The 18,580-nt window shown below is 50.3% G+C and carries 16 protein-coding genes; 14 read left to right on the top strand and 2 right to left on the bottom strand.

Going from position 1 to position 18,580, the window contains the following annotated elements:
- Window positions 1-34: 34 nt before the first annotated feature.
- From ACP7IZ_RS04970 to ACP7IZ_RS05005, 8 genes are all read left to right on the top strand, one after another.
- A complete protein-coding gene (locus tag ACP7IZ_RS04970; protein WP_426848241.1) occupies window positions 35-403 on the top strand; it encodes an NADH:ubiquinone oxidoreductase subunit NDUFA12 in 369 nt (122 codons plus the stop codon).
- A gap of 48 nt (window positions 404-451) precedes the next feature.
- Window positions 452-997 (top strand): outer membrane lipid asymmetry maintenance protein MlaD, encoded by a 546-nt coding sequence (gene mlaD / locus ACP7IZ_RS04975; protein WP_426848094.1) that lies wholly within the window; start codon window positions 452-454, stop codon window positions 995-997.
- Window positions 998-1,047: 50 nt separating this feature from the next.
- Window positions 1,048-1,269, top strand: coding sequence for a hypothetical protein (locus tag ACP7IZ_RS04980; protein WP_035352796.1), 222 nt, complete (start codon window positions 1,048-1,050; stop codon window positions 1,267-1,269).
- On the top strand, window positions 1,266-1,853 hold the full coding sequence (locus tag ACP7IZ_RS04985; protein WP_426848095.1) for a DUF2155 domain-containing protein: 588 nt from the start codon (window positions 1,266-1,268) through the stop codon (window positions 1,851-1,853). Before ACP7IZ_RS04980 ends, ACP7IZ_RS04985 begins: the two co-directional genes overlap by 4 nt.
- A 176-nt stretch (window positions 1,854-2,029) precedes the next feature.
- The gene (gene otsB / locus ACP7IZ_RS04990) at window positions 2,030-2,773 is read left to right on the top strand and encodes a trehalose-phosphatase (RefSeq protein ID WP_426848096.1); all 744 of its coding nucleotides are present in this window, start codon (window positions 2,030-2,032) and stop codon (window positions 2,771-2,773) included.
- 3 nt (window positions 2,774-2,776) lie between these two features.
- Window positions 2,777-4,123: an alpha,alpha-trehalose-phosphate synthase (UDP-forming) gene (locus ACP7IZ_RS04995; protein ID WP_426848097.1), complete on the top strand. Its 1,347-nt coding sequence runs from the start codon at window positions 2,777-2,779 to the stop codon at window positions 4,121-4,123.
- Window positions 4,120-4,635: a disulfide bond formation protein B gene (locus ACP7IZ_RS05000; RefSeq protein WP_426848098.1), complete on the top strand. Its 516-nt coding sequence runs from the start codon at window positions 4,120-4,122 to the stop codon at window positions 4,633-4,635. The genes ACP7IZ_RS04995 and ACP7IZ_RS05000 overlap by 4 nt, the downstream gene beginning before the upstream one ends.
- A 106-nt stretch (window positions 4,636-4,741) precedes the next feature.
- Complete coding sequence (locus ACP7IZ_RS05005; RefSeq protein WP_426848099.1) at window positions 4,742-7,699, top strand: glycosyltransferase; 2,958 nt, start codon at window positions 4,742-4,744, stop codon at window positions 7,697-7,699.
- A 15-nt stretch (window positions 7,700-7,714) separates the two neighbouring features.
- Here ACP7IZ_RS05005 and ACP7IZ_RS05010 read toward each other — a convergent pair whose 3' ends face one another.
- On the bottom strand, window positions 7,715-8,212 hold the full coding sequence (locus ACP7IZ_RS05010; protein WP_426848100.1) for an NUDIX hydrolase: 498 nt from the start codon (window positions 8,210-8,212) through the stop codon (window positions 7,715-7,717).
- Window positions 8,213-8,346: 134 nt separating this feature from the next.
- Here ACP7IZ_RS05010 and ACP7IZ_RS05015 point away from each other — a divergent pair, with 134 nt between their 5' ends.
- The 6 genes from ACP7IZ_RS05015 to ACP7IZ_RS05040 all read left to right on the top strand — a co-directional run bounded on the left by ACP7IZ_RS05015 (window position 8,347) and on the right by ACP7IZ_RS05040 (window position 16,462).
- A complete protein-coding gene (locus ACP7IZ_RS05015; RefSeq protein ID WP_426848101.1) occupies window positions 8,347-9,330 on the top strand; it encodes an aldo/keto reductase in 984 nt (327 codons plus the stop codon).
- A gap of 111 nt (window positions 9,331-9,441) precedes the next feature.
- Complete coding sequence (locus ACP7IZ_RS05020; RefSeq protein ID WP_426848102.1) at window positions 9,442-9,894, top strand: helix-turn-helix transcriptional regulator; 453 nt, start codon at window positions 9,442-9,444, stop codon at window positions 9,892-9,894.
- 69 nt (window positions 9,895-9,963) lie between these two features.
- Window positions 9,964-12,213 (top strand): excinuclease ABC subunit UvrB, encoded by a 2,250-nt coding sequence (uvrB, locus tag ACP7IZ_RS05025; protein ID WP_426848103.1) that lies wholly within the window; start codon window positions 9,964-9,966, stop codon window positions 12,211-12,213.
- Window positions 12,214-12,299: 86 nt separating this feature from the next.
- Entirely contained in the window at window positions 12,300-12,965 is a 666-nt protein-coding gene (locus ACP7IZ_RS05030) for a 2OG-Fe(II) oxygenase (protein ID WP_426848104.1), read from the top strand.
- 42 nt (window positions 12,966-13,007) lie between these two features.
- Complete coding sequence (locus ACP7IZ_RS05035; protein WP_426848105.1) at window positions 13,008-15,752, top strand: M16 family metallopeptidase; 2,745 nt, start codon at window positions 13,008-13,010, stop codon at window positions 15,750-15,752.
- Window positions 15,753-15,982: 230 nt separating this feature from the next.
- Window positions 15,983-16,462: a hypothetical protein gene (locus tag ACP7IZ_RS05040; RefSeq protein ID WP_426848106.1), complete on the top strand. Its 480-nt coding sequence runs from the start codon at window positions 15,983-15,985 to the stop codon at window positions 16,460-16,462.
- An 81-nt stretch (window positions 16,463-16,543) separates the two neighbouring features.
- Here the strand turns inward: ACP7IZ_RS05040 and ACP7IZ_RS05045 are convergent, their stop codons facing one another.
- Window positions 16,544-18,394 carry an HAD-IIIC family phosphatase gene (locus ACP7IZ_RS05045; RefSeq protein WP_426848107.1) on the bottom strand — a complete coding sequence of 617 codons (1,851 nt, stop codon included), beginning with the start codon at window positions 18,392-18,394 and terminating at the stop codon, window positions 16,544-16,546.
- Window positions 18,395-18,580 lie beyond the last annotated feature (186 nt).

Consider the following 18,580-nt stretch of genomic DNA (forward strand, 5'->3'; position numbering starts at 1 on the left):
ACCGGCTGGTGTGTGGAGTCCTATCATCCACAACATGGCAAACTTTGGAACATGGCTGCATACGCGCCGGAAGGGGCGGCTGGTTGGCAAGGATGCCGATGGCCGCAGTTATTACGAATCAACAGGCCCGGCCCGTCAGGGTGGCGGGGTGGAACGGCCCGAACGCTGGGTGATCTACCTGAAAGGGGAGGATGCCTCTGCCGTGCCGCCAGAGTGGTGGGGGTGGCTGCACCATACGCTGGACGCTCCTATTCCGGCGGAAGAACGTAAGCCCTGGCAGCTTCCGCATCAGCCGAATATGACAGGCACGGCGCAAGCTTACAGGCCAGCGGGCAGCCTGTATTCCACCGGCCAGCACCCACCCGCGACAGGAGATTACGAGGCATGGACACCTGATGCGTGATCTGCTGCGCATTTCCTGCTAAACCGAACAGGTAATACAGGGAGTGCGATGCGGCTTATGGCTTCAGCAATGGCAGAAAAATCTCGGCGTAGTCTGACAGAACTGCTTACAGGCACAGTTGTGCTGGTGGCTATCGGCGGTATGCTGGTGGCCGCCGTGGTGGGCGAAGGCCGCAAGACAGATACAACCGGCTACCAGCTTAATGCCGATTTCACGCACATAGATGGGCTGGATATTGGCTCTGATGTGCGGTTGGCAGGCGTAACAGTTGGGCAAGTGGTAAGTGAAACAGTAGATCCGCACAGCTTCAAGGCGCATGTCACATTTACTGTGCGGCCTGATATTCATCTTTCAGATGATACAGCGGCTATTATTACCAGTGATAGCCTGCTGGGCGGTAAGTATATTGCCCTCTCCCCCGGCGGGGATGACAAAACCCTTAAACCCGGTGAAACAGTTGGGCAGACACAAGGCTCCATCAGTCTGGAGCAGTTGCTCAGTAAGTTTATTTTCTCGGTTACGGATACGCTCACACGTGCCAACAAAGCAGCACCTACCAATGGTGGTGGCACGGGCGGGAATGATCTGCCCTGAAACAGACATAAAAATCCGTTAATTTTAGAGTGAAGCCGGGAAACAACAGCATGGAAAAGCCACGCTTCTGGCCGCAGGATGATGGAAACCCCATAACCTGCCATGAAAAGCTGCGTGTTTTGGAAGAAAACTGGCAGGAAGTGCAGGATATTATGCGCGATGCGTTTGAGGATGCCATGCTGATGGGGGTGAGTGAACAATTTATGCGGGCGCGTTTGAAGGATATGGTTGAGAGCCTCGCCTCCCCTAAAAACGGAGGGCAAGCCGCATGAAGCGCGCAACATATAAAGCCGTGGCTTGTGGGGTTATTTTGGCCGGAGCGCCTGTTTTGGCGCAGGCTGCGGGCTCTGCTTTAGCGCCTCCGGCAGTTTATGCGCCAGATACGTGGCAAGGTAAAAATACGGCTGTTGTGCGTGTTCTGGACAGGCTGGATGCCCATGTAGAGGTGCTTTCGGTTCCGGTAGGCACAACAGCACATTATAAAAGTCTGGACATTACGCCTTCACGCTGTTTGCAGCGCCCCCCAACGCTTTCGCCCGATGCCGCGGCATGGCTGGCCGTGCAGGATAAACACCCTAACGGGGCCGCCTTTCAGGGCTGGATGCTGGCAGCGGAGCCTGCATTAGGTGTGTTTGAAAGTCCGGTTTACGATGTGCGGATGGTGCGGTGCGAGGGTGCGGATACAGAGCCTATGTTGCCCCCACTGCCCAAACCTGTAGCCCCTGTTGTGCCCCCTGCATCTGGCTCGGATACGGCGCCAGCGCCTGCGGGGGATGGGGCATCTTCCGGCCATGCGGGCAGCCCGGATATTCCCGATGCCATACCAGACAAGCAAGAAACCGGCGGCGTTTACTAACGTTAGGTAAGGAACCGTTTCGTTTTTGTGCCGGTTCCGCGCGGCAGGTCTGTAAGATCGGTGGTTGTCGAAGCAGGGGGTGTTCGGCAACGTGTCAAAATACAATGGTCTAGCTGCAAGTGCCTGGCACTCTTGTCATTATAGCTGGACATCACAACAAGGATTGAGGTGCAAACGTGCTAGGTTCTCTCGGTGCGCAGGATTTCCGTTTTCATCTACCCCCGTTAAACGAAACTGCCTTTCTGCTCGATTTTGATGGTACTCTGGTTGATATTGCTCCCACGCCAGAATCTGTTGTGGTGCCAAATGGGCTTCTTGATAGCCTGCGCCGCCTGCGTGAAGCATGCGGAGATGCCTTGGCCGTTGTTTCTGGCCGCCCCATTGATCAGATAGATCATTTTCTGGGTGATGTGCCTTTTGCCGTTGCAGGTGAACACGGGGTAGCTATTCGGCATCGGCCTGGTGGCCCAATTGAACGTGCAGCATTGCCTACCCTGCCGCCTGAATGGCTGGCTCAAGCGCGGGATTTGCTGGCAACATTGCCCGGCACGCGGTTAGAGCACAAAGAAGGCGGTTTTGTTCTGCATTACCGTGCCGCACCGGAAGCAGCAGAAACGTTGCGCCAGGCAGCTAGTGAATGGGTTAAGCACTCTAAAGGCACATTCTTGCTTTTGCCGGCAAAAATGGCGTGGGAAATTCGCCCAGCCGGAATTGATAAGGGCTATGCCGTCTCTCTGTTAATGGAAAGTCCTCCCTTTACGGGCAGAAAGCCTGTGTTTGTAGGGGATGATGTAACGGATGAAGACGCCATAGCTGCTGTAAGCAGAATGGGGGGCGTTGGGCTGCGTATTCCATCTGATTTTCCAACCCCTTCTATTTTCCGGGCTTGGTTGGCCTCTCTTACAGGCGGGAGCCGGTAAGGGATGGGGCGTCTTGTTATTGTTTCCAATCGCGTTCCGGCTGTGCGTGAGCGTGCCCAACCTGCCGGTGGCTTGGCTGTTGCTCTGCGTGATGCTGTACAAGGGCAGGAGTGCCTGTGGTTTGGATGGTCTGGGCAACAAATTCCAGATGATGAAGGGGAGGATCGGCGCGTAAGCATAGACACGGTAGATAACGTGACTTACGCCACTGTAGATCTGACCAAATCAGAATATAATGGATTTTACGAAGGTTATTCCAACGGAATCCTGTGGCCGCTTTGCCATTACCGCGCAGGGCTGATGAGCTATAGCCGGCAGGATCGGCACACATATCATGCCGTGAACACCATGTTCGCGCAGAAGCTTGCCCCCCTTTTGAAATCTGATGATTTGATATGGGTGCATGATTACCATCTGTTCCCGCTTGGGCTTGCGCTGCGGGAACAGGGTATAAAGTGCCGTATCGGGTTTTTCCTGCACATTCCATTTCCACCATGGAGCCTGATGCGGGCCTTGCCTGGTGCCGAAAAGCTGATGCGATCTTTGCGCGCCTATGATGTGATGGGTGTGCAGACGGAAGATGACGCGCGCAATGTTAACGAAGGTTTTTCTGTTGTTGGGGTGCCAGCGCAGGCCCGTGTGTTCCCGATTGGGATAGATCCAGAAAGTTTTCAGCAGCAGGCTTCCTCCGGTTTAGATAGCCCGGAAGTGCAGAAGCTTGAAAAAAGCCTGCGGGGCTTGCCGCTGATTATCGGTGTGGACCGTATGGATTATTCCAAGGGGCTACCGGAGCGTTTTCGGGCGTATGAAGTGTTCTTGCGCAAATATCCGGAATACCGCGGTAAGGTTATTTATCTTCAGATCACCCCGGTTTCTCGCGGCAGTGTGCCAGAATACAAGGTACTGCGCGAAGAGCTGGATGGTGTGGTTGGCCATATTAACGGCACGTATGGAGATTTTGACTGGGTTCCTATCCGTTACCTTACGCACCCTGTCCCGCGTGAACTGTTGGCTCCATTTTTCCGCCTTTCTCATGCAGCGTTGGTGACACCTTTGCGGGATGGTATGAATCTGGTTGCCAAGGAATATGTGGCAGCTCAGGATGCGAAAGATCCCGGCGTGCTTATTCTTTCCCGTTTTGCTGGTGCTGCGCCAGAAATGGAAGATGCGCTTTTGGTGAACCCGCATGATGCAGATGAAGTGGCGGATGCCTTGCATAAATCACTCAGCATGTCTCTTTCTGAAAGACAACTGCGGTGGAAGCGGCTGAAGCCAGATGTCTGGCGCGTTACGGCTGGCAGTTGGGCACGTTCCTTTATTACGGCATTGGCAGAGGTGCGGTCTGAATGAGGGGGAGCCACGCATCTCGGCCGCTGGCGCTATTTTTGGCAGTTGCGGCGTTATTGGCGCTGGGGGTGGTGTGGTACACCCAACATGTTTTGCAAATTATGCCGTGCGAACTGTGCCTGTGGGAACGCTGGCCGTGGCGTTTGCTGCTTGGCACAGCCATTGTGGCTGCTGTGTTGCCCGATAAGGTAGCACGACAGCTTTTGTGGTTGACGGTGCCTTTTATGGTGGCGGATATCGGCCTTTCTATTTGCCATGTAGGGGTGGAGTGGCAATGGTGGCCAAGCCCGCTGCCTGCATGCCACGCGCCCCATATATATGGGCACACTATGGCGGAGCGGCTGGCTTCTATGCCACTGCTGCCTTCCAAACCCTGTGATGCAGCTACGTATCTGGTGCCGGGTGTTCCTGTTTCCATGGCGGCAATGGGCGGCCTGTACGCAGTTATTGTGTTATGGGTGTTTGTGGTTTGGCGTAAAAAGCTGGAACGTGTGACGCGCCGTATTTTCCATTAAATATCATATTTTGAGTGTTAGGTTTTTATTGTTGAAGGCGTGATAACTTCGTTGCCGTATTGTAGCGGTTGAAGCACCGCGTATAAATCTTATACTGTGTGCCTGAATGCAATGTCAGGATATCTCTATGTCTTTAAGTGGCAATATTAAAACAATCGATTGGAGCGTATTTGACGCAACATGGTACGCAGCAAAATATGGAGATGTTCTGAAATTTCTAGGCCTTGAAGGTGCAGAAGTATTAGAGGAATTTTATAGGGAAAAAGGGCCAGCATTACGTCACTCACCCAACCCGTATTTTGATGAGGATTGGTATCTGCGGCGTTATCCTGCAGTTGCTGATGCTGTGGGGAAAGGTGAATGGAAATCAGGGTTTGATCATTATTGCCAAACAGGCTTTTCTTCCCACAATCCTCATTGGCTTTTTGATCGTGAATTTTATTTCAAGCAGCACCCAACTCTTCAGCTTGCAATGTTGGAAGAAGCAGGGTTTCGGAATCTCTATGATCATTACCTGAATGTGGGTGACGAACAGTTTTTAACGGGATCATGGTTTTTTAACGCAACAGCATATCTTAAAAGTGGCCATGCACGCATTGAAGGTTTGGGTGCATTTGCACAATGCGTGCGTAACCTGAAGCCCGAGCAGGGGTATGGTCAGCGTCTGTCTTGGTATTTTGATCCTGAATGGTATCTGGAAACCTATCCGCATGTCCGGAAGGAACTGGCTTCAGGGCGCTGGCTCTCTGCCTTGCACCATTATCTGTCTAATTCCACCCCAACAGATTACAACCCGAATGCCTATTTCTCTGAAGAGTTTTACGGCAGCGTGAATCATGATGTAAGCGGTGCGGTTGAAAGCGGAAACTTCCGTAATTTTTATGAACATTTTCTGCGCTACGGTGTGCATGAACTCCGCAAACCAAGCGCCAATATTGATCTTGAATCCTACTACCGTAATGCCGTTGTGCAAAAGGAAGTTACGCGTGGTGATTTTCCAGATGCGTTCGCACATTATATTGCCCACGGCGGCAGGTTAGAAGATGATATGGAAGGGCTGAAGGAAAGTGAGGCCCTTTCCAAAAAGCTCTATCATGAAATGTGCCGCATTCGGTTGCCTGTTCTTTTGAATCAGACTCTGGATTTTACATACGATGCCCCAGATTTAAGCGTTATTATTGTAGCACATAATCTGTTCGCCATGACCATGAGCGCGTTGGCCTCGCTACGTGCTAATTATAATGGCCAAATGCAGGTTATTGTGGTGGATTCCGGCTCTACAGATGGTGTGCGCCATATTGAACGTTATGTGCGCGGTCTGGATGTTGTGCGTTTTCCCGGTAATGTTGGATTTTTGCTGGGCTGCAATGCGGCATTGGAAAAAGTGCGTGGTCCATTCACACTTTATCTGAACAACGATACAGAGCTGATGCCAGAAGCCATTGGCAATGCCTTGGCTCGGTTACGGCATGAAATAAAAATAGGGGCAGTTGGTGGCAAGCTTGTACGCACCAATGGCTTGTTGCAGGAAGCGGGTAGTATTGTCTGGCGCGATGGATCGGTGTGCGGCTATCTGCGTGATCAGCGCCCTGATGTTCCAGAAGCTAATTTTGTAAGATCTGTAGATTATTGCGCCGGTGCATTCCTGATGATACGCACGCCCCTGCTGCGCCAGTTGGGGGGCTTTGATGTAGATTATGCCCCTGCGTATTTTGAAGAAACAGATCTGTGCTTGCGTATTCATGAAGCCGGGTTTGATGTGGTGTATGACCCCTCTGTGGTTGTGATACATTACGAGTATGGCACATCCAGTTTCATGAGTGGCGCATCCATGATAGCGCGTAATCAGGATGTGTTCCGCCGTAAGCATACGGCATATTTGCGCCAGAAAAGCCTGAACAACCCCAGAATGCTGACAACAGCACGTTTCAGCAAGCAGGATCAGAAGCGCGTTTTATTTATTGAAGACAGGTTGCCCTATCGGTTTTTGGGATCAGGCTTTACGCGCTCAAACGATATTGTGCGCAGCATGATTGCTGCTGGATGCCAAGTAACGGTGTACCCGGTATTTAGACCCACAGAATCTCAGGAAGATATCTGCATGGCTTTTCCGGATCGGGCAGAGGTGATTTGGGATCGAGAATTACCAGAACTGGAAGATTTTATTAAATCCCGCGCTGGGTATTATGATGCCATCTGGATTGCGCGCACGCATAATGCAGACCGTCTGGCCCCCGTGCTTATGGATTGTGCTGATGCCCTAACGGGTGCAATGGTGATTACGGATACCGAGGCTGTATCCGCGCCGCGTGAATATCGTAAAATGGAATTGCGCGGGCAAACGCCAGAAAAAACAGTGGATGAGCTTTTGAAGCATGAATTCAGGCATTTGTTCATGTCTGAAAAAATTATTGCAGTGAACAGTAAGGATTCCAAAATACTTAATGCTCACGGTTTTTCAAATGTTCATGTTCTAGGTCATTTGCAAAACGCTTTAACGTGGTCTCCCGGATGGGAAGAGCGCCGCGATATCCTTTTTCTGGGGGCCATGCATGATCAGGATTCACCAAATGTAGATTCCTTGGCGTGGTTTAGCAAAGAAGTGTTGCCATTACTGGATGATCGTTTGCCAGAAGACGTTAAGTTTACTGTCTGTGGTTACGTAAACCCGCGTGTTGATCTTACATCACTCATAAACAACCCGCGTATTGTGGTAACGGGGCGGGTAGAGGATGTAACGCCTGTTTATAATAGCCATCGGGTATTTGTGGCGCCAACTCGGTATGCGGCGGGTATTCCCTACAAACTGCACGAAGCCGCAGCACATGGTATTCCCGTTGTTGCAACGGATATTTTGTGTGAACAGGTTGGATGGGTGCCTGGTGAAGATATGCTGTGCGCCAGTATATCGGACGCACAGGGTTTTGCGGATGCTATTGTCCGGCTGTATGAAGACAAGCAGTTGTGGGACAACGTGCATGCGCATGAACTCAAGCGGATTTCTACAGAAAACACGCAAGAGAATTATGTAAAAAAGATAAAGGATATTTTAGAAATTTCCTAAAATAATCCTCGCACGTCAGGTGAGGTAAGTGGGATCTTCCATTTTCAAAATCTGACGTGCCAGACTGTGCAGCCGTGCGCTGGCACGCTCCCCTAGTGTGCTGATTTCCTGGTAGGAAAACCAACGGGCCTCCAAGGCATCATCACCAGCTTGTACGGGGTTATGGGGGTGTTCTTGTTCCTCACACCTTACGGCAAGAATGATGTAGTGGAACTCCAGCTTTCCATGGGCATCATAATGCAAGCTATCAAATGCATCTATTACAGAAGTTGCTTTTGCTGATAAGGATGTTTCTTCTAAAAGCTCGCGTTCTGCGGCATAAAAAATAGTTTCCCCCGGTTCAATCCGCCCGCCGGGAAAACCCCATAATCCGGCATCTGGTGCTTTAGCGCGGCGGACAAGCAGAAAATTATTCTGCCTTCGCACAATAGCAAGAACACCGGAACGCGGAAGGCAGGAATGGCATGATGTTTTCATGATCGGGAAGTGTAGAAGGTCATGAATGCTGGTCAACCCTTATCTGCGTAAAAGGGGTTGGGCTGTTTTTTCTCTTTGCCCAAATGCAGAAAATGCGTGTTAAATACAGCCATAACCGTGCGGAATGTTGTGCGCGGAAAATATAAATTAGCTATCAAGGAGCACATCTTATGTCGGCAGATACAATTGCCATTCCGGGTATAGCCAAACCAGCCTCCCGCATTGCGCTTGGCACGTGGGCCATTGGTGGTTCCATGTGGGGTGGCGCAGATGATGCAAACGCCAGCAGGACGATAGATGAAGCTCTGGAGCTTGGTATCAACATGATTGATACAGCACCAGTCTATGGATTTGGGCATTCTGAAGAAGTTATTGGTAAGGCTTTGGAAGGTCGGCGTGGCCGCGTTATTCTGGCTACCAAGGTGGGGCTGAACTGGCAGGATGGAAAGGTTTTCCGGGATAGTCGGCCCGCACGGATTGAAGAGGAAGTTGAAAAATCTTTAAGCCGCCTGCGCACAGATTATATTGATCTGTATCAGGTTCATTGGCCAGATACATGCACACCGTTTGAAGAAACAGCCCGTGCTTTGGAAAATCTGGTGAAAAGTGGCAAGGTTAAAGCCTTGGGGCTGAGCAATTTCTCACCCGCGCAGATGGATGAATTCCGGAAGTTTGCACCTGTTTCTGCTGTGCAGCCGCCATACAACCTGTTTGAGCGCGAAATAGAGCGCGATGTGCTGCCATATGCAGAAAAAAACAATCTGGTGGTGCTGGCTTATGGCCCTCTGTGCCGTGGTTTGCTTTCGGGCCGCATGACGGCAGACCGGAAGTTTGAAGGGGATGATCTGCGTAAAACAGATCCCAAGTTCCAGCAGCCGCGTTTTGGCCAGTATTTGCAGGCCGTGGAAGACCTTAAAGCCATTGCCAATAAGCATGGCAAAAGCATGCTGGCACTGGCTATTCGCTGGGTGTTGGATCGCGGCCCAACTATTGCGCTGTGGGGTGCACGTAAGCCAGAGCAGATTGCAGGTGTGGATGATGCTTTTGGCTGGAATCTGGATGCAGAAGATATGCAGGCTATTGATGCAATTCTGGCCAAGGATATTAAAGACCCGGTAGGTCCGGAGTTTATGGCGCCGCCTTTGCGGGCTTAATCTGGCGGAACAGGAACAGGGCTGGCTTATCCAGCCCTGTTCTACTCGCAAGGCTGGCGGTGGCCCATACGCATTGACTCAGATGTGGCTTTTTTCGCACTCTGTTAAGTTATGAAAGAGCCGCACCCTCCTTATCAGGCTGAGCCTGAGCAGGCGACAGTCTGTATGTTTCCGCTTCAGCAGGTATTGGGGCGGGCAGAGGCTGCGGAATATTTGGGTATTCCTGCCCGAAGGCTCAGATTTTTGGAAATGCTTGGGGGTGGGCCCAAATCTGTTTCTCAGGGCGCAGGGGCCATTCAGTTTCGTAAGGAAGATCTGGATAACTACAGTGCCCAGCAGTTTAGCCGTGCCGGGTTAGGGGCAGATGCACTCTCTCGCTATCGGAGCATGCGCGCACTGGCTGATTATAAAGGGCTTGATCCGTTTATGGATATGGCCAGCCGGGATGAGCTTTCTCAGGCGTGTACCTATATCGGCGGGCGTGTTGGCATCGGGCTGGGGCTGGTGGTGATTGTGCTTTCTCATACCCCGCTTTCCCGCATTCTGTTTCATGTGGTGCGTTAGGGCTGTTTTGTAACGGCCTGTGTGTTTTCATATCTTGCGCAAGGGGTTGCGGCAGCCCATGTTTGAGCAATGGCTTCCAAAACTTCTTCCTCTGCGGCACGTGGCAAAAAGCGCCCTTCATTAAGCGAGCGTGCAGCCAGTCTTCCCCCCGTTCTGTTCGAGCCGGAAAAGCAGGCTCCCCGTCCACGCCTCAAGCGTATGGAAGTGGTGTCAGAATACGAACCGGCAGGGGATCAGCCGCAGGCTATTCGTGAACTTGTAGCCGGAGTAGAAGCCGGAGAGCGCGATCAGGTTCTGCTTGGGGTTACGGGTTCGGGCAAAACCTTTTCCATGGCCAAGATTATTGAGGCCACGCAAAAACCCACACTTATTCTTGCGCCCAACAAAACATTAGCCGCCCAGCTTTATGGAGAAATGAAGCAGTTTTTCCCTAATAATGCTGTAGAATACTTTGTAAGTTATTACGATTACTATCAGCCAGAAGCCTATGTGCCACGTTCTGATACGTATATTGAAAAAGACAGCCAGATAAACGAACAGATTGACCGTATGCGCCATGCGGCCACGCAGGCGCTGCTGGAGCGGAACGATGTAATTATCGTGGCTTCTGTTTCCTGCATTTACGGTATTGGGTCTGTAGAAACCTATTCCCGCATGGTGGTGAAGCTGGAGCTGGGCGGAGAGATAGACCGGGATAAGCTTATAAAAAGCCTTGTTGAATTACAGTACCGTCGGAATGATGCTGCGTTTGCACGTGGCACATTCCGGGTGCGTGGTGAAACAATTGACATTTTTCCCGTGCAGAATGAGGACAGGGCCTGGCGTGTTTCTCTGTTTGGCGATGAAGTTGACGGGCTGATAGAATTTGACCCGCTAACGGGCGAAAAAACGGCTGATCTGCAGGAAATTACAATTTACGCAAACAGCCACTACGTCACACCGCGTCCAACGTTGAATCAGGCCATTAAGGGTATCAAGCAGGAACTGCGTGAACAGCTTGATGTGTTTACAAAGGCCGGCAAGTTGCTGGAAGCAGAACGGCTGGACCAACGCACCACCTTTGATCTGGAAATGCTGGAAACAACAGGGGTGTGTAAAGGGATCGAAAATTACTCCCGCTATCTTTCTGGACGCAAACCGGGTGATCCACCACCAACCCTGTTTGAATATCTGCCAGAAGATGCACTGCTGATTGTAGATGAAAGCCACGTAACAGTGCCGCAGATTGGCGGCATGGAACGCGGAGACCATGCGCGCAAATCCGTGCTGGCAGAGTTTGGTTTTCGGCTTCCTTCCTGCTTGGATAACCGGCCTTTGAATTTTGCGGAGTGGGACAAGTTTCGCCCACAAAGCCTTTTTGTAAGTGCCACACCTGGCCCGTGGGAAATGGAACGCACAGGTGGCGTGTTTGCTGAACAGGTTATTCGCCCCACCGGGTTGGTGGACCCCATTACAATTATTCGGCCTGTAGAACATCAGGTGGATGATCTGTTGGCAGAATGTCGGACTACCATTGCCAAAGGTGGCCGTGTGTTGGTGACAACGCTTACTAAACGCATGGCGGAAGACTTAACCGATTACATGAATGAAGCCGGTATTCGGGTAAGGTATCTGCATTCCGATGTAGATACACTGGAACGGATAGAAATTATCCGAGACCTGCGCATGGGGGCATTTGATGTTCTCATCGGTATTAACTTGCTGCGAGAAGGTTTGGATATTCCAGAGTGTGCGCTGGTAGCCATTCTGGATGCAGATAAGGAAGGGTTCTTGCGTTCCCGCACATCTCTTATCCAGACTATTGGCCGTGCGGCCCGAAATGTAGAGGGCCGGGTTCTGCTGTATGCAGATAAAATGACGGATTCCCTGACATACGCAGTAGAGGAAACAGCCCGCAGGCGCGAAAAACAGATAGCGTGGAATACAGAACACGGCATTACGCCACAAAGTGTGCGCAAGCATATTAGTGATATTGTGTCTTCTGTGTTCGAACAGGATTACGTCACCATTGCGCCGGATGAAGATACGGGCGTGGCAGAGTTTGTGGGGCAGGATCTGGGAGCCGCTATTGCCGGGTTGGAAAAGCGTATGCGTTCTGCCGCAGCAGAGTTGGAGTTTGAAACTGCGGCACGGTTGCGAGATGAAATTCAGCGGCTGGAAGCCTTGCAGCTTGGGCTGGAACCGCCTCCGGTAGCGGCTTCAACAGCAGGAAAAGCTCAGACAAGTGGCCGCAAACCTAAAAAAGATAAGGTGCCACGGCCACTAGGGCCGGGCGGGGGTGGATATGATCCGGCAGCCAGGCGGAAAAAGCGGAAATAACACCCATATTGCGGCAGGCCTTGTTTCTGCCGCTTAACCCTTCTACCGTCCGCATAGCAAACCCTTATTTGTGCGGACATTACGGCATGACAACGTCAGATACTTTTATCCAGCCGGATTATACAGCACTGGAACAGGCTTCTGTTGCCCCTGATCCTTTCCCGCATGTGGTGGTGCCGCATTTTATCCGTTCAGAAGATCTGGGGCGTTTGTTTGCGCATCGGCCGCATATTGTGTCTGGGGGGTCTTTTCCACCAGAGTCCTTGCAGCTTTCTCCCCTTATGGAACATTTGGTGGAAGAACTGGAAGGCCCACGGTTAAAGACAATCGTGGCGGAAAAATTTCACCTCAATCTCGATCATGCACCTTCCATGCTGACCATTCGTGGGCGCACGCGAGAAAAAGATGGCCGTATCCATACGGATTCATTGGCCAAGCGTGTAACCATTTTGCTGTATCTTAATCCATCAGGGGCGGGGGAGGCATGGGAACGGCAGGAAGGCTGTTTGCGCCTTTTGCGTGGCCCGCATGATATAGAGGATTACGCCAAGGAAGTGCCGCCTGTAGATGGCACTTTGCTGATTTTCCCCAACGGCCCAACAACATGGCATGGGCATAAGCAGTTTGTGGGGCAGCGCTATACCATCCAATTAAATTACATGACAGAAGATGCACGCGCCCGGTCTGAACTGCGGCGGCATAAACTTTCTGCACTGGTTAAAAAGTTGCCTTTGCCTCAGTTGGGGCAGTAACTTTTCTTTTTTGATCTGTTTCTGCATGAACAGGAAGCCTGAATGATTTTTCGCAAGCCGTCTGCTGCCCGCACACGTTTTTCACTGCTGGCTATAACGCTGGCCCTGTTGGGGGGAACTGCCCTTTCTCCCACATTGGCTCATGCTCAGGATGCCGCACCGGGTATGCCGTCCGCTCTTGTGCCTCCTAGCCTAAGCAGTGCGCAGGTTGTGCGCGCAACGCTTCCTAATGGCCTCAAGGTGGTTATTGTGCCTAACCGGCTGGCCCCGGTTGTAACCACAGAAATTAATTATCTTGTTGGCTCGGCAGAAGTGCCAGATGGGTTTCCGGGCACGGCGCATGCGTTGGAACATATGATGTTCCGTGGCAGCAAAGGGCTGGATAAAGACCAGCTTGCAGCTATCGGCACGCGTTTGGGCGGCAGTTACAATGCAGATACAACCGAAGATGTAACGCAGTATTTCTATACAGCGCAGGCACAGGATTTACCTGTTCTGCTCAAAATTGAAGCCCTGCGCATGAATGGCTTAACCCTGTCTGAAGCGGATTGGGAAAAAGAACGTGGCGCGATTGAGCAGGAAGTTGCGCGTGATCTTTCAAGCCCGGCCTATCGGTATCTGGAACAGTTGCAGGGCATTTTGTTTGCAGGCACGCCTTACGAACACGATGCACTGGGCACGCGGCCTTCCTTTGATAAAACCACGGCGGCGGATCTGAAAGATTTTTACCAAAAATGGTATGGCCCCAATAATGCCGTGCTGGTGATTGTAGGGGATATTAACCCTGTTTCTACCTTGCAACTGGTACAGGATACATTTGCCGATATCCCGCGTAAGGATCTGCCGCAGCGCCGTAAGATAGCCCCCGCAGCGCCGCCTGCTAAAACACTCACACTTTCTACAGATTATCCTGTTGGGTTTGCCACGCTTGCATTCCCCATGGCAGGCAGTTCTTCAGCAGATTTTGCAACGGCTGATATTCTCTCAGATGTGCTCTCCAGCCAGCGTGGTGCCCTGTATGATCTGGTACCGCAGGGCAAGGCGTTGTACGCAGGGTTTGAATACGCTCCTAAAAAAGAAGCTGGTTTTGGTTTGGCGCTTGCGGCTTTTCCTAAAGGTGCAGATGCTTCTGGCCCCATGAACGCCATGAAAGCTGTGTTGGAAAAAATCCGTAAGGAAGGCGTGCCAGCAGAACTGGTTGAAGCCGCAAAGCAGAAAGAAATTGCCCAGCTTCAGTTTTCTGCCAATTCTGTAAGTGGTCTGGCATCTATCTGGTCCAACGCATTGGCATTTCAGAACCTAGATAGCCCGGGTGATCTGGTGGCTGCTTATCAGGCTGTTACGCCAAAGGCGGTAAATGATCTGGCTGCAAAGCTGCTTGATCCAGCACATGCTGTGTCTGCCATTCTTACCCCGGAAGCATCAGGCAAGGCCGTTTCTGGTAAAGGGTTTGGAGGGGCGGAATCTTTTGCAACCACCCCGGATAAGCCAGTGAAATTGCCGCAATGGGCTGAAAAAGCTCTGGCTCAACTGGAAGAACCTAAACCGACACCGCTGCCTGCGGTTAGCACATTATCTAATGGTATCAAGCTGATTGTCTGGCCTTCTCATGTCAGCCACACCATTCAGCTTTCTGGCCAAATCCGCCAGACGCCCGAACTGCAGGAACCCAAGGGCAAGGAGGGCGTGCATAGCTTAACGGAAGCTCTGTTCTCCTACGGCACAACGCAGCATGATCGTCTGGCTTTCCAGAAAGCGCTTGATGATGTGCCAGCATGGGAAGATGCCGGGGGCAATTTCTCCTTACAAGTTCTTACGCCTGATTTTGAAAAGGGTGTGGATCTGCTTGCCGAAAATGAACTGCATCCAGCATTCCCTGAAAAAGATTTTACGGTTGTGCGTACGCAGTTGGCACAGGCTCAGGCTGGGGAACTGGTATCCCCCGGGCATTTGTTTGATAAAGCTATCAAGGCTGCCATTCTGCCGGAAACAGATCCGACACAGCGTGATGCTACGCCTGAATCTATTATGAGCATAACCCGTGATGATGTGCTGCATTATTACCAAAATGCGTGGCGCCCGGATCTGACAACTATTGTTGTAACAGGTGATATCACGCCCGAAAAAGCACAGGCTGTATTAGAAAAAGCTTTTGGTGGCTGGAAAGCCGAAGGCCCGGCACCTGATGTGAATTTGCCTACCGTGCCACTTAGCAAAACATCCCGCGCAACGGTGCCTGATAAGAGCAGCGTGCAGAATGATGTTGTGTTGGCGGAAACACTGGGGCTAACGGCACAAAATCCTGATCATTTCCTGCTACAGTTGGGCAATGAAGTGCTGGGGGGCGGCCTGTTCTCCTCGCGTCTGTATAGAGATATGCGGGTGAAAACAGGTTATGTTTATTCTGTAAGCAGTTCCTTTGATTGGGGACGTACGCGCGGCGCCTATACTGTTAATTATGGTGCAGACCCGGATAAGGTTGGTAAAGCGCGGAATGTTGTCATGAAAGACCTGAAAGCCATGCAGTCTGCACCGCCTACAGCAGAAGAGCTTTCTTTGGCCAAGGCTTCACTCCTGCGGAGCTTGCCTCTTGCCAGAGCGAGTTTGGCCCGAATTGCTGCGCAGTATCTTTATTTGGAAGATCTGGGTTTGCCGCTTGATAATGCGGATCGGGGCGCAAAAGTTTATTACAAGGCAACAGGTGCAGAAGTACAGGCCGCATTCCGTAAGTGGATCAGGCCAGATGATCTTGCGGTTATTGTAAAGGGGCCTACGCCTACTTGGTAATGGATTACATGTATTCGTAAATGTTTTAAGAAAGGTTCTTTCTGTGCATTTTACGGATACATTGTAAATCGTGTTTGTTTTTCTCGTGTCTAGAAGTTAACAATATTACGAGGGAATTTGGTGTCAGTATTTTCTGGACAGAAAAATAGTTATGCTTGTATTAGGTCTGTCAGAAAATCATTTACGTGCTGAAGTTCTTGATATGCAAAAGATCACGAGGGGGTATTGCGGTGTCTGGTGAAAAAAAGCCTGTTGGTAAGGTTCGTTCTTCTCGTGTAAAAGTGGCACGTAAAAAGGTTGCGGCTCCCGCAGTGTTAGAGACACATGAACCAGAAGCGGAGCCTCAGGTTACAGAACAAGTTGAAATAGCTCCTGTAGCAGAGCCAGCACCGGCTCCAGCAGCAGAACAAATTGCATTGGCACTTCAGTCTCAGGCGGGTATTGTGGAACAAGAAGCTGAAAAAGAACGTCGGGCGGCTATCTTCTTTGATAGTCAGTGGTACCTTAATGCTTACCCAGATATTCGTGAGGCGGGCGTAGATCCGCTTGAACATTTTCTGGATTATGGCGCTAAGGAAGGTAGAAACCCTAACGCGCTGTTTGATAGCCTTTCCTATCTGCGCGTGAATCCTGATGTCGCAGGGTTTGGGCCGGGGCCTTTCATCCATTATATTTGTTATGGTTTTCAGGAAGGTCGGCCTCTGCGCTAGTAGGCTCTAAAGTTTAAAAAGGGGCGTATGGGTATTAAAACCATACGCCCCTTTTTTATTTATGATGTTTTAATAAAAGTGTCAGACTTCTTCTACAACTTCTATGTGAGATGGGAATTCCACTTCTTTCGTCTCATCCAGAATGTAATAGTGAATGTTTTCTGAAACCCAATCTTCCCGGAAGCCACAATCTTTATAAATGTTACGGCATGGCGTATTATCTGGAAGGTTATGGATAGAAGCCGTTATACGGACATTTCCATGTTTTTCCCGAACATGGCTGACAACATCAGCAACAATGCTTTTTTCAACTTCCATGCCCAAAACGCGGCAGCTCATAACAAATTGCACAATTTCATTATTGCGCAGGTAAAGCACACTTACCAATCCGTAATTGGTGAATTTGTCCTGAACAGTTGCAACAATTATCTCTCCGCCTTCACTTAAAAAGCGAGAGAGTTCTTGAAATGTCCAGCGTGTGCCAGAAGTATTGAACTGATTGGTCTTGTTTGTAAGCTCTAGCGCGCGGGCCAGTTCCGGTTGTTCTGTATCTGTGATGTAGGTGAGGGAAACCGTACATTCCAAGGATGCCAGAAATTCTTCACGGTTCAGGCTGGCGCGTGTTTCTTCACGGGCAATCTGTCCTCGGATCATGGTTTCCCGCTTGGCGGATTCCTGCGTGAGACGAGCAACCTGTGTTTCGGGCGACCATAAAAGGATACGGCGCGTGAGATACGGGTTGCCGCCAATTGTGCGAATTTCAGGAAAAGCCGTGTTAACAGAAGCGCGTTCTACAGGATTATCATCTACAAACACAACGCTTTTGGGCTTGATGTTGAACTCCTGACAGATAGCGGCAATGTTTTCTGGTTTGGGAACCCAGTTGATTTTGACAGAGGCAAAATCTTCCAGTTTGATAAACTGCGGGTTGATAATGTCATCCCACCGTTCGCGCACATAGGCTTCATCATTCTTGGAGCAGATCGCCACCAGAATGCCGCGTGCGCGTAAGGTGTGAACAGCCTCCCACAAACCCACGGGCCAACCATCTGTGCGTGGCCAGGGTTGTGCTTCTGGCCGATAATGTTCAGCTATCTGGCCGCGCCACAGGGTATTGTCCAGATCAAAAATAACGGCCTTAACCTGATCTACCTGATGCACAGTGCGGTAGGCGGCAACAATCTGGCGAAAGATGGTTTTAACAAATTCTTCCCGATGAATGGGATAAATGGTTTCCAGTGCAGGAATGGGTTCATTGCGCTCAATCGCACCGAAATCATCCCAATCCTGAAAAGACAGGCCGCCATGGGTGTGGAAGTAAATAATATCATCCAGCACATAACGTTTGCCTAAAGAGGACACAACAGAATCAACATCCAGCACATAAGCATTTTTATAACTGGAAATTTTCTGGGCCAGATACATGTTCAGGCGTCTTACCATGTAGGTGAGATCTGTTTCTGTACCTTGTGAGAGCATGCTGGAAGCGGTGCTCATTTGTGGAACTATGAAATTAGAGACAAATGTCAGTAATCCATGTTCGCGGTTGTAAAGCAGTGCGGCATCCAGCATGACATCCAGCGTGTTGAGTGCATCGTGCAGGATGCTTTCTGCAAAAGCCGGATCATTTAGTTGAAAGCCTTCTACCACACGGTCACTTAAAACGGTGCGTAGTGGAATTTGCACGTATTGTAGATCGTACTGATCTGCTGGTGCGGGCGGAGATTTTGGTAAAATACTTACAAAATTGTAAGGGATGTAATCAAAATTTATATCTGGATAATATCCCTTAAAGGCTTCCAGATATAAGGAAGTTAAACAGGAACCAACAAGAAGAACGCGATTAATTTTGCGCTCTGTTTTTTGGAGATCTGTAGGGAATAGAAAATCCGGAGATGCAAGAGGAGAATTATTTTTTGTTGTTGTAGGCATAAAGAACTCCGCCAATATAGCTCTTATTTTGTTTGGGTTGGCAGTGGAGGGATGATTTGTTTAACAAGAGAGATGGGTAAGAGAATGGAGCCTCATTGAGAGATTATAAAAATTCAATTCATATTACATGATTAACATCTTTATAATCTTCCGACGAGTTGAAAGAAAGTATTTTCAAGCAATTAA

The organism is Acetobacter sp. AAB5, assembly GCF_050106715.1.
Classification (GTDB): domain Bacteria; phylum Pseudomonadota; class Alphaproteobacteria; order Acetobacterales; family Acetobacteraceae; genus Acetobacter; species Acetobacter oryzifermentans.

Bases quoted from the DNA above. Each gene is read 5' to 3' on its own strand.
- ACP7IZ_RS04970 (WP_426848241.1), top strand. From the start codon at position 35: ATGGCAAACTTTGGAACATGGCTGCATACGCGCCGGAAGGGGCGGCTG.
- mlaD (WP_426848094.1), top strand. From the start codon at position 452: ATGCGGCTTATGGCTTCAGCAATGGCAGAAAAATCTCGGCGTAGTCTG.
- ACP7IZ_RS04980 (WP_035352796.1), top strand. From the start codon at position 1,048: ATGGAAAAGCCACGCTTCTGGCCGCAGGATGATGGAAACCCCATAACC.
- ACP7IZ_RS04985 (WP_426848095.1), top strand. From the start codon at position 1,266: ATGAAGCGCGCAACATATAAAGCCGTGGCTTGTGGGGTTATTTTGGCC.
- ACP7IZ_RS04995 (WP_426848097.1), top strand. From the start codon at position 2,777: ATGGGGCGTCTTGTTATTGTTTCCAATCGCGTTCCGGCTGTGCGTGAG.
- ACP7IZ_RS05000 (WP_426848098.1), top strand. From the start codon at position 4,120: ATGAGGGGGAGCCACGCATCTCGGCCGCTGGCGCTATTTTTGGCAGTT.
- ACP7IZ_RS05005 (WP_426848099.1), top strand. From the start codon at position 4,742: ATGCAATGTCAGGATATCTCTATGTCTTTAAGTGGCAATATTAAAACA.
- ACP7IZ_RS05015 (WP_426848101.1), top strand. From the start codon at position 8,347: ATGTCGGCAGATACAATTGCCATTCCGGGTATAGCCAAACCAGCCTCC.
- ACP7IZ_RS05020 (WP_426848102.1), top strand. From the start codon at position 9,442: ATGAAAGAGCCGCACCCTCCTTATCAGGCTGAGCCTGAGCAGGCGACA.
- uvrB (WP_426848103.1), top strand. From the start codon at position 9,964: ATGGCTTCCAAAACTTCTTCCTCTGCGGCACGTGGCAAAAAGCGCCCT.
- ACP7IZ_RS05030 (WP_426848104.1), top strand. From the start codon at position 12,300: ATGACAACGTCAGATACTTTTATCCAGCCGGATTATACAGCACTGGAA.
- ACP7IZ_RS05035 (WP_426848105.1), top strand. From the start codon at position 13,008: ATGATTTTTCGCAAGCCGTCTGCTGCCCGCACACGTTTTTCACTGCTG.
- ACP7IZ_RS05045 (WP_426848107.1), bottom strand. From the start codon at position 18,394: ATGCCTACAACAACAAAAAATAATTCTCCTCTTGCATCTCCGGATTTT.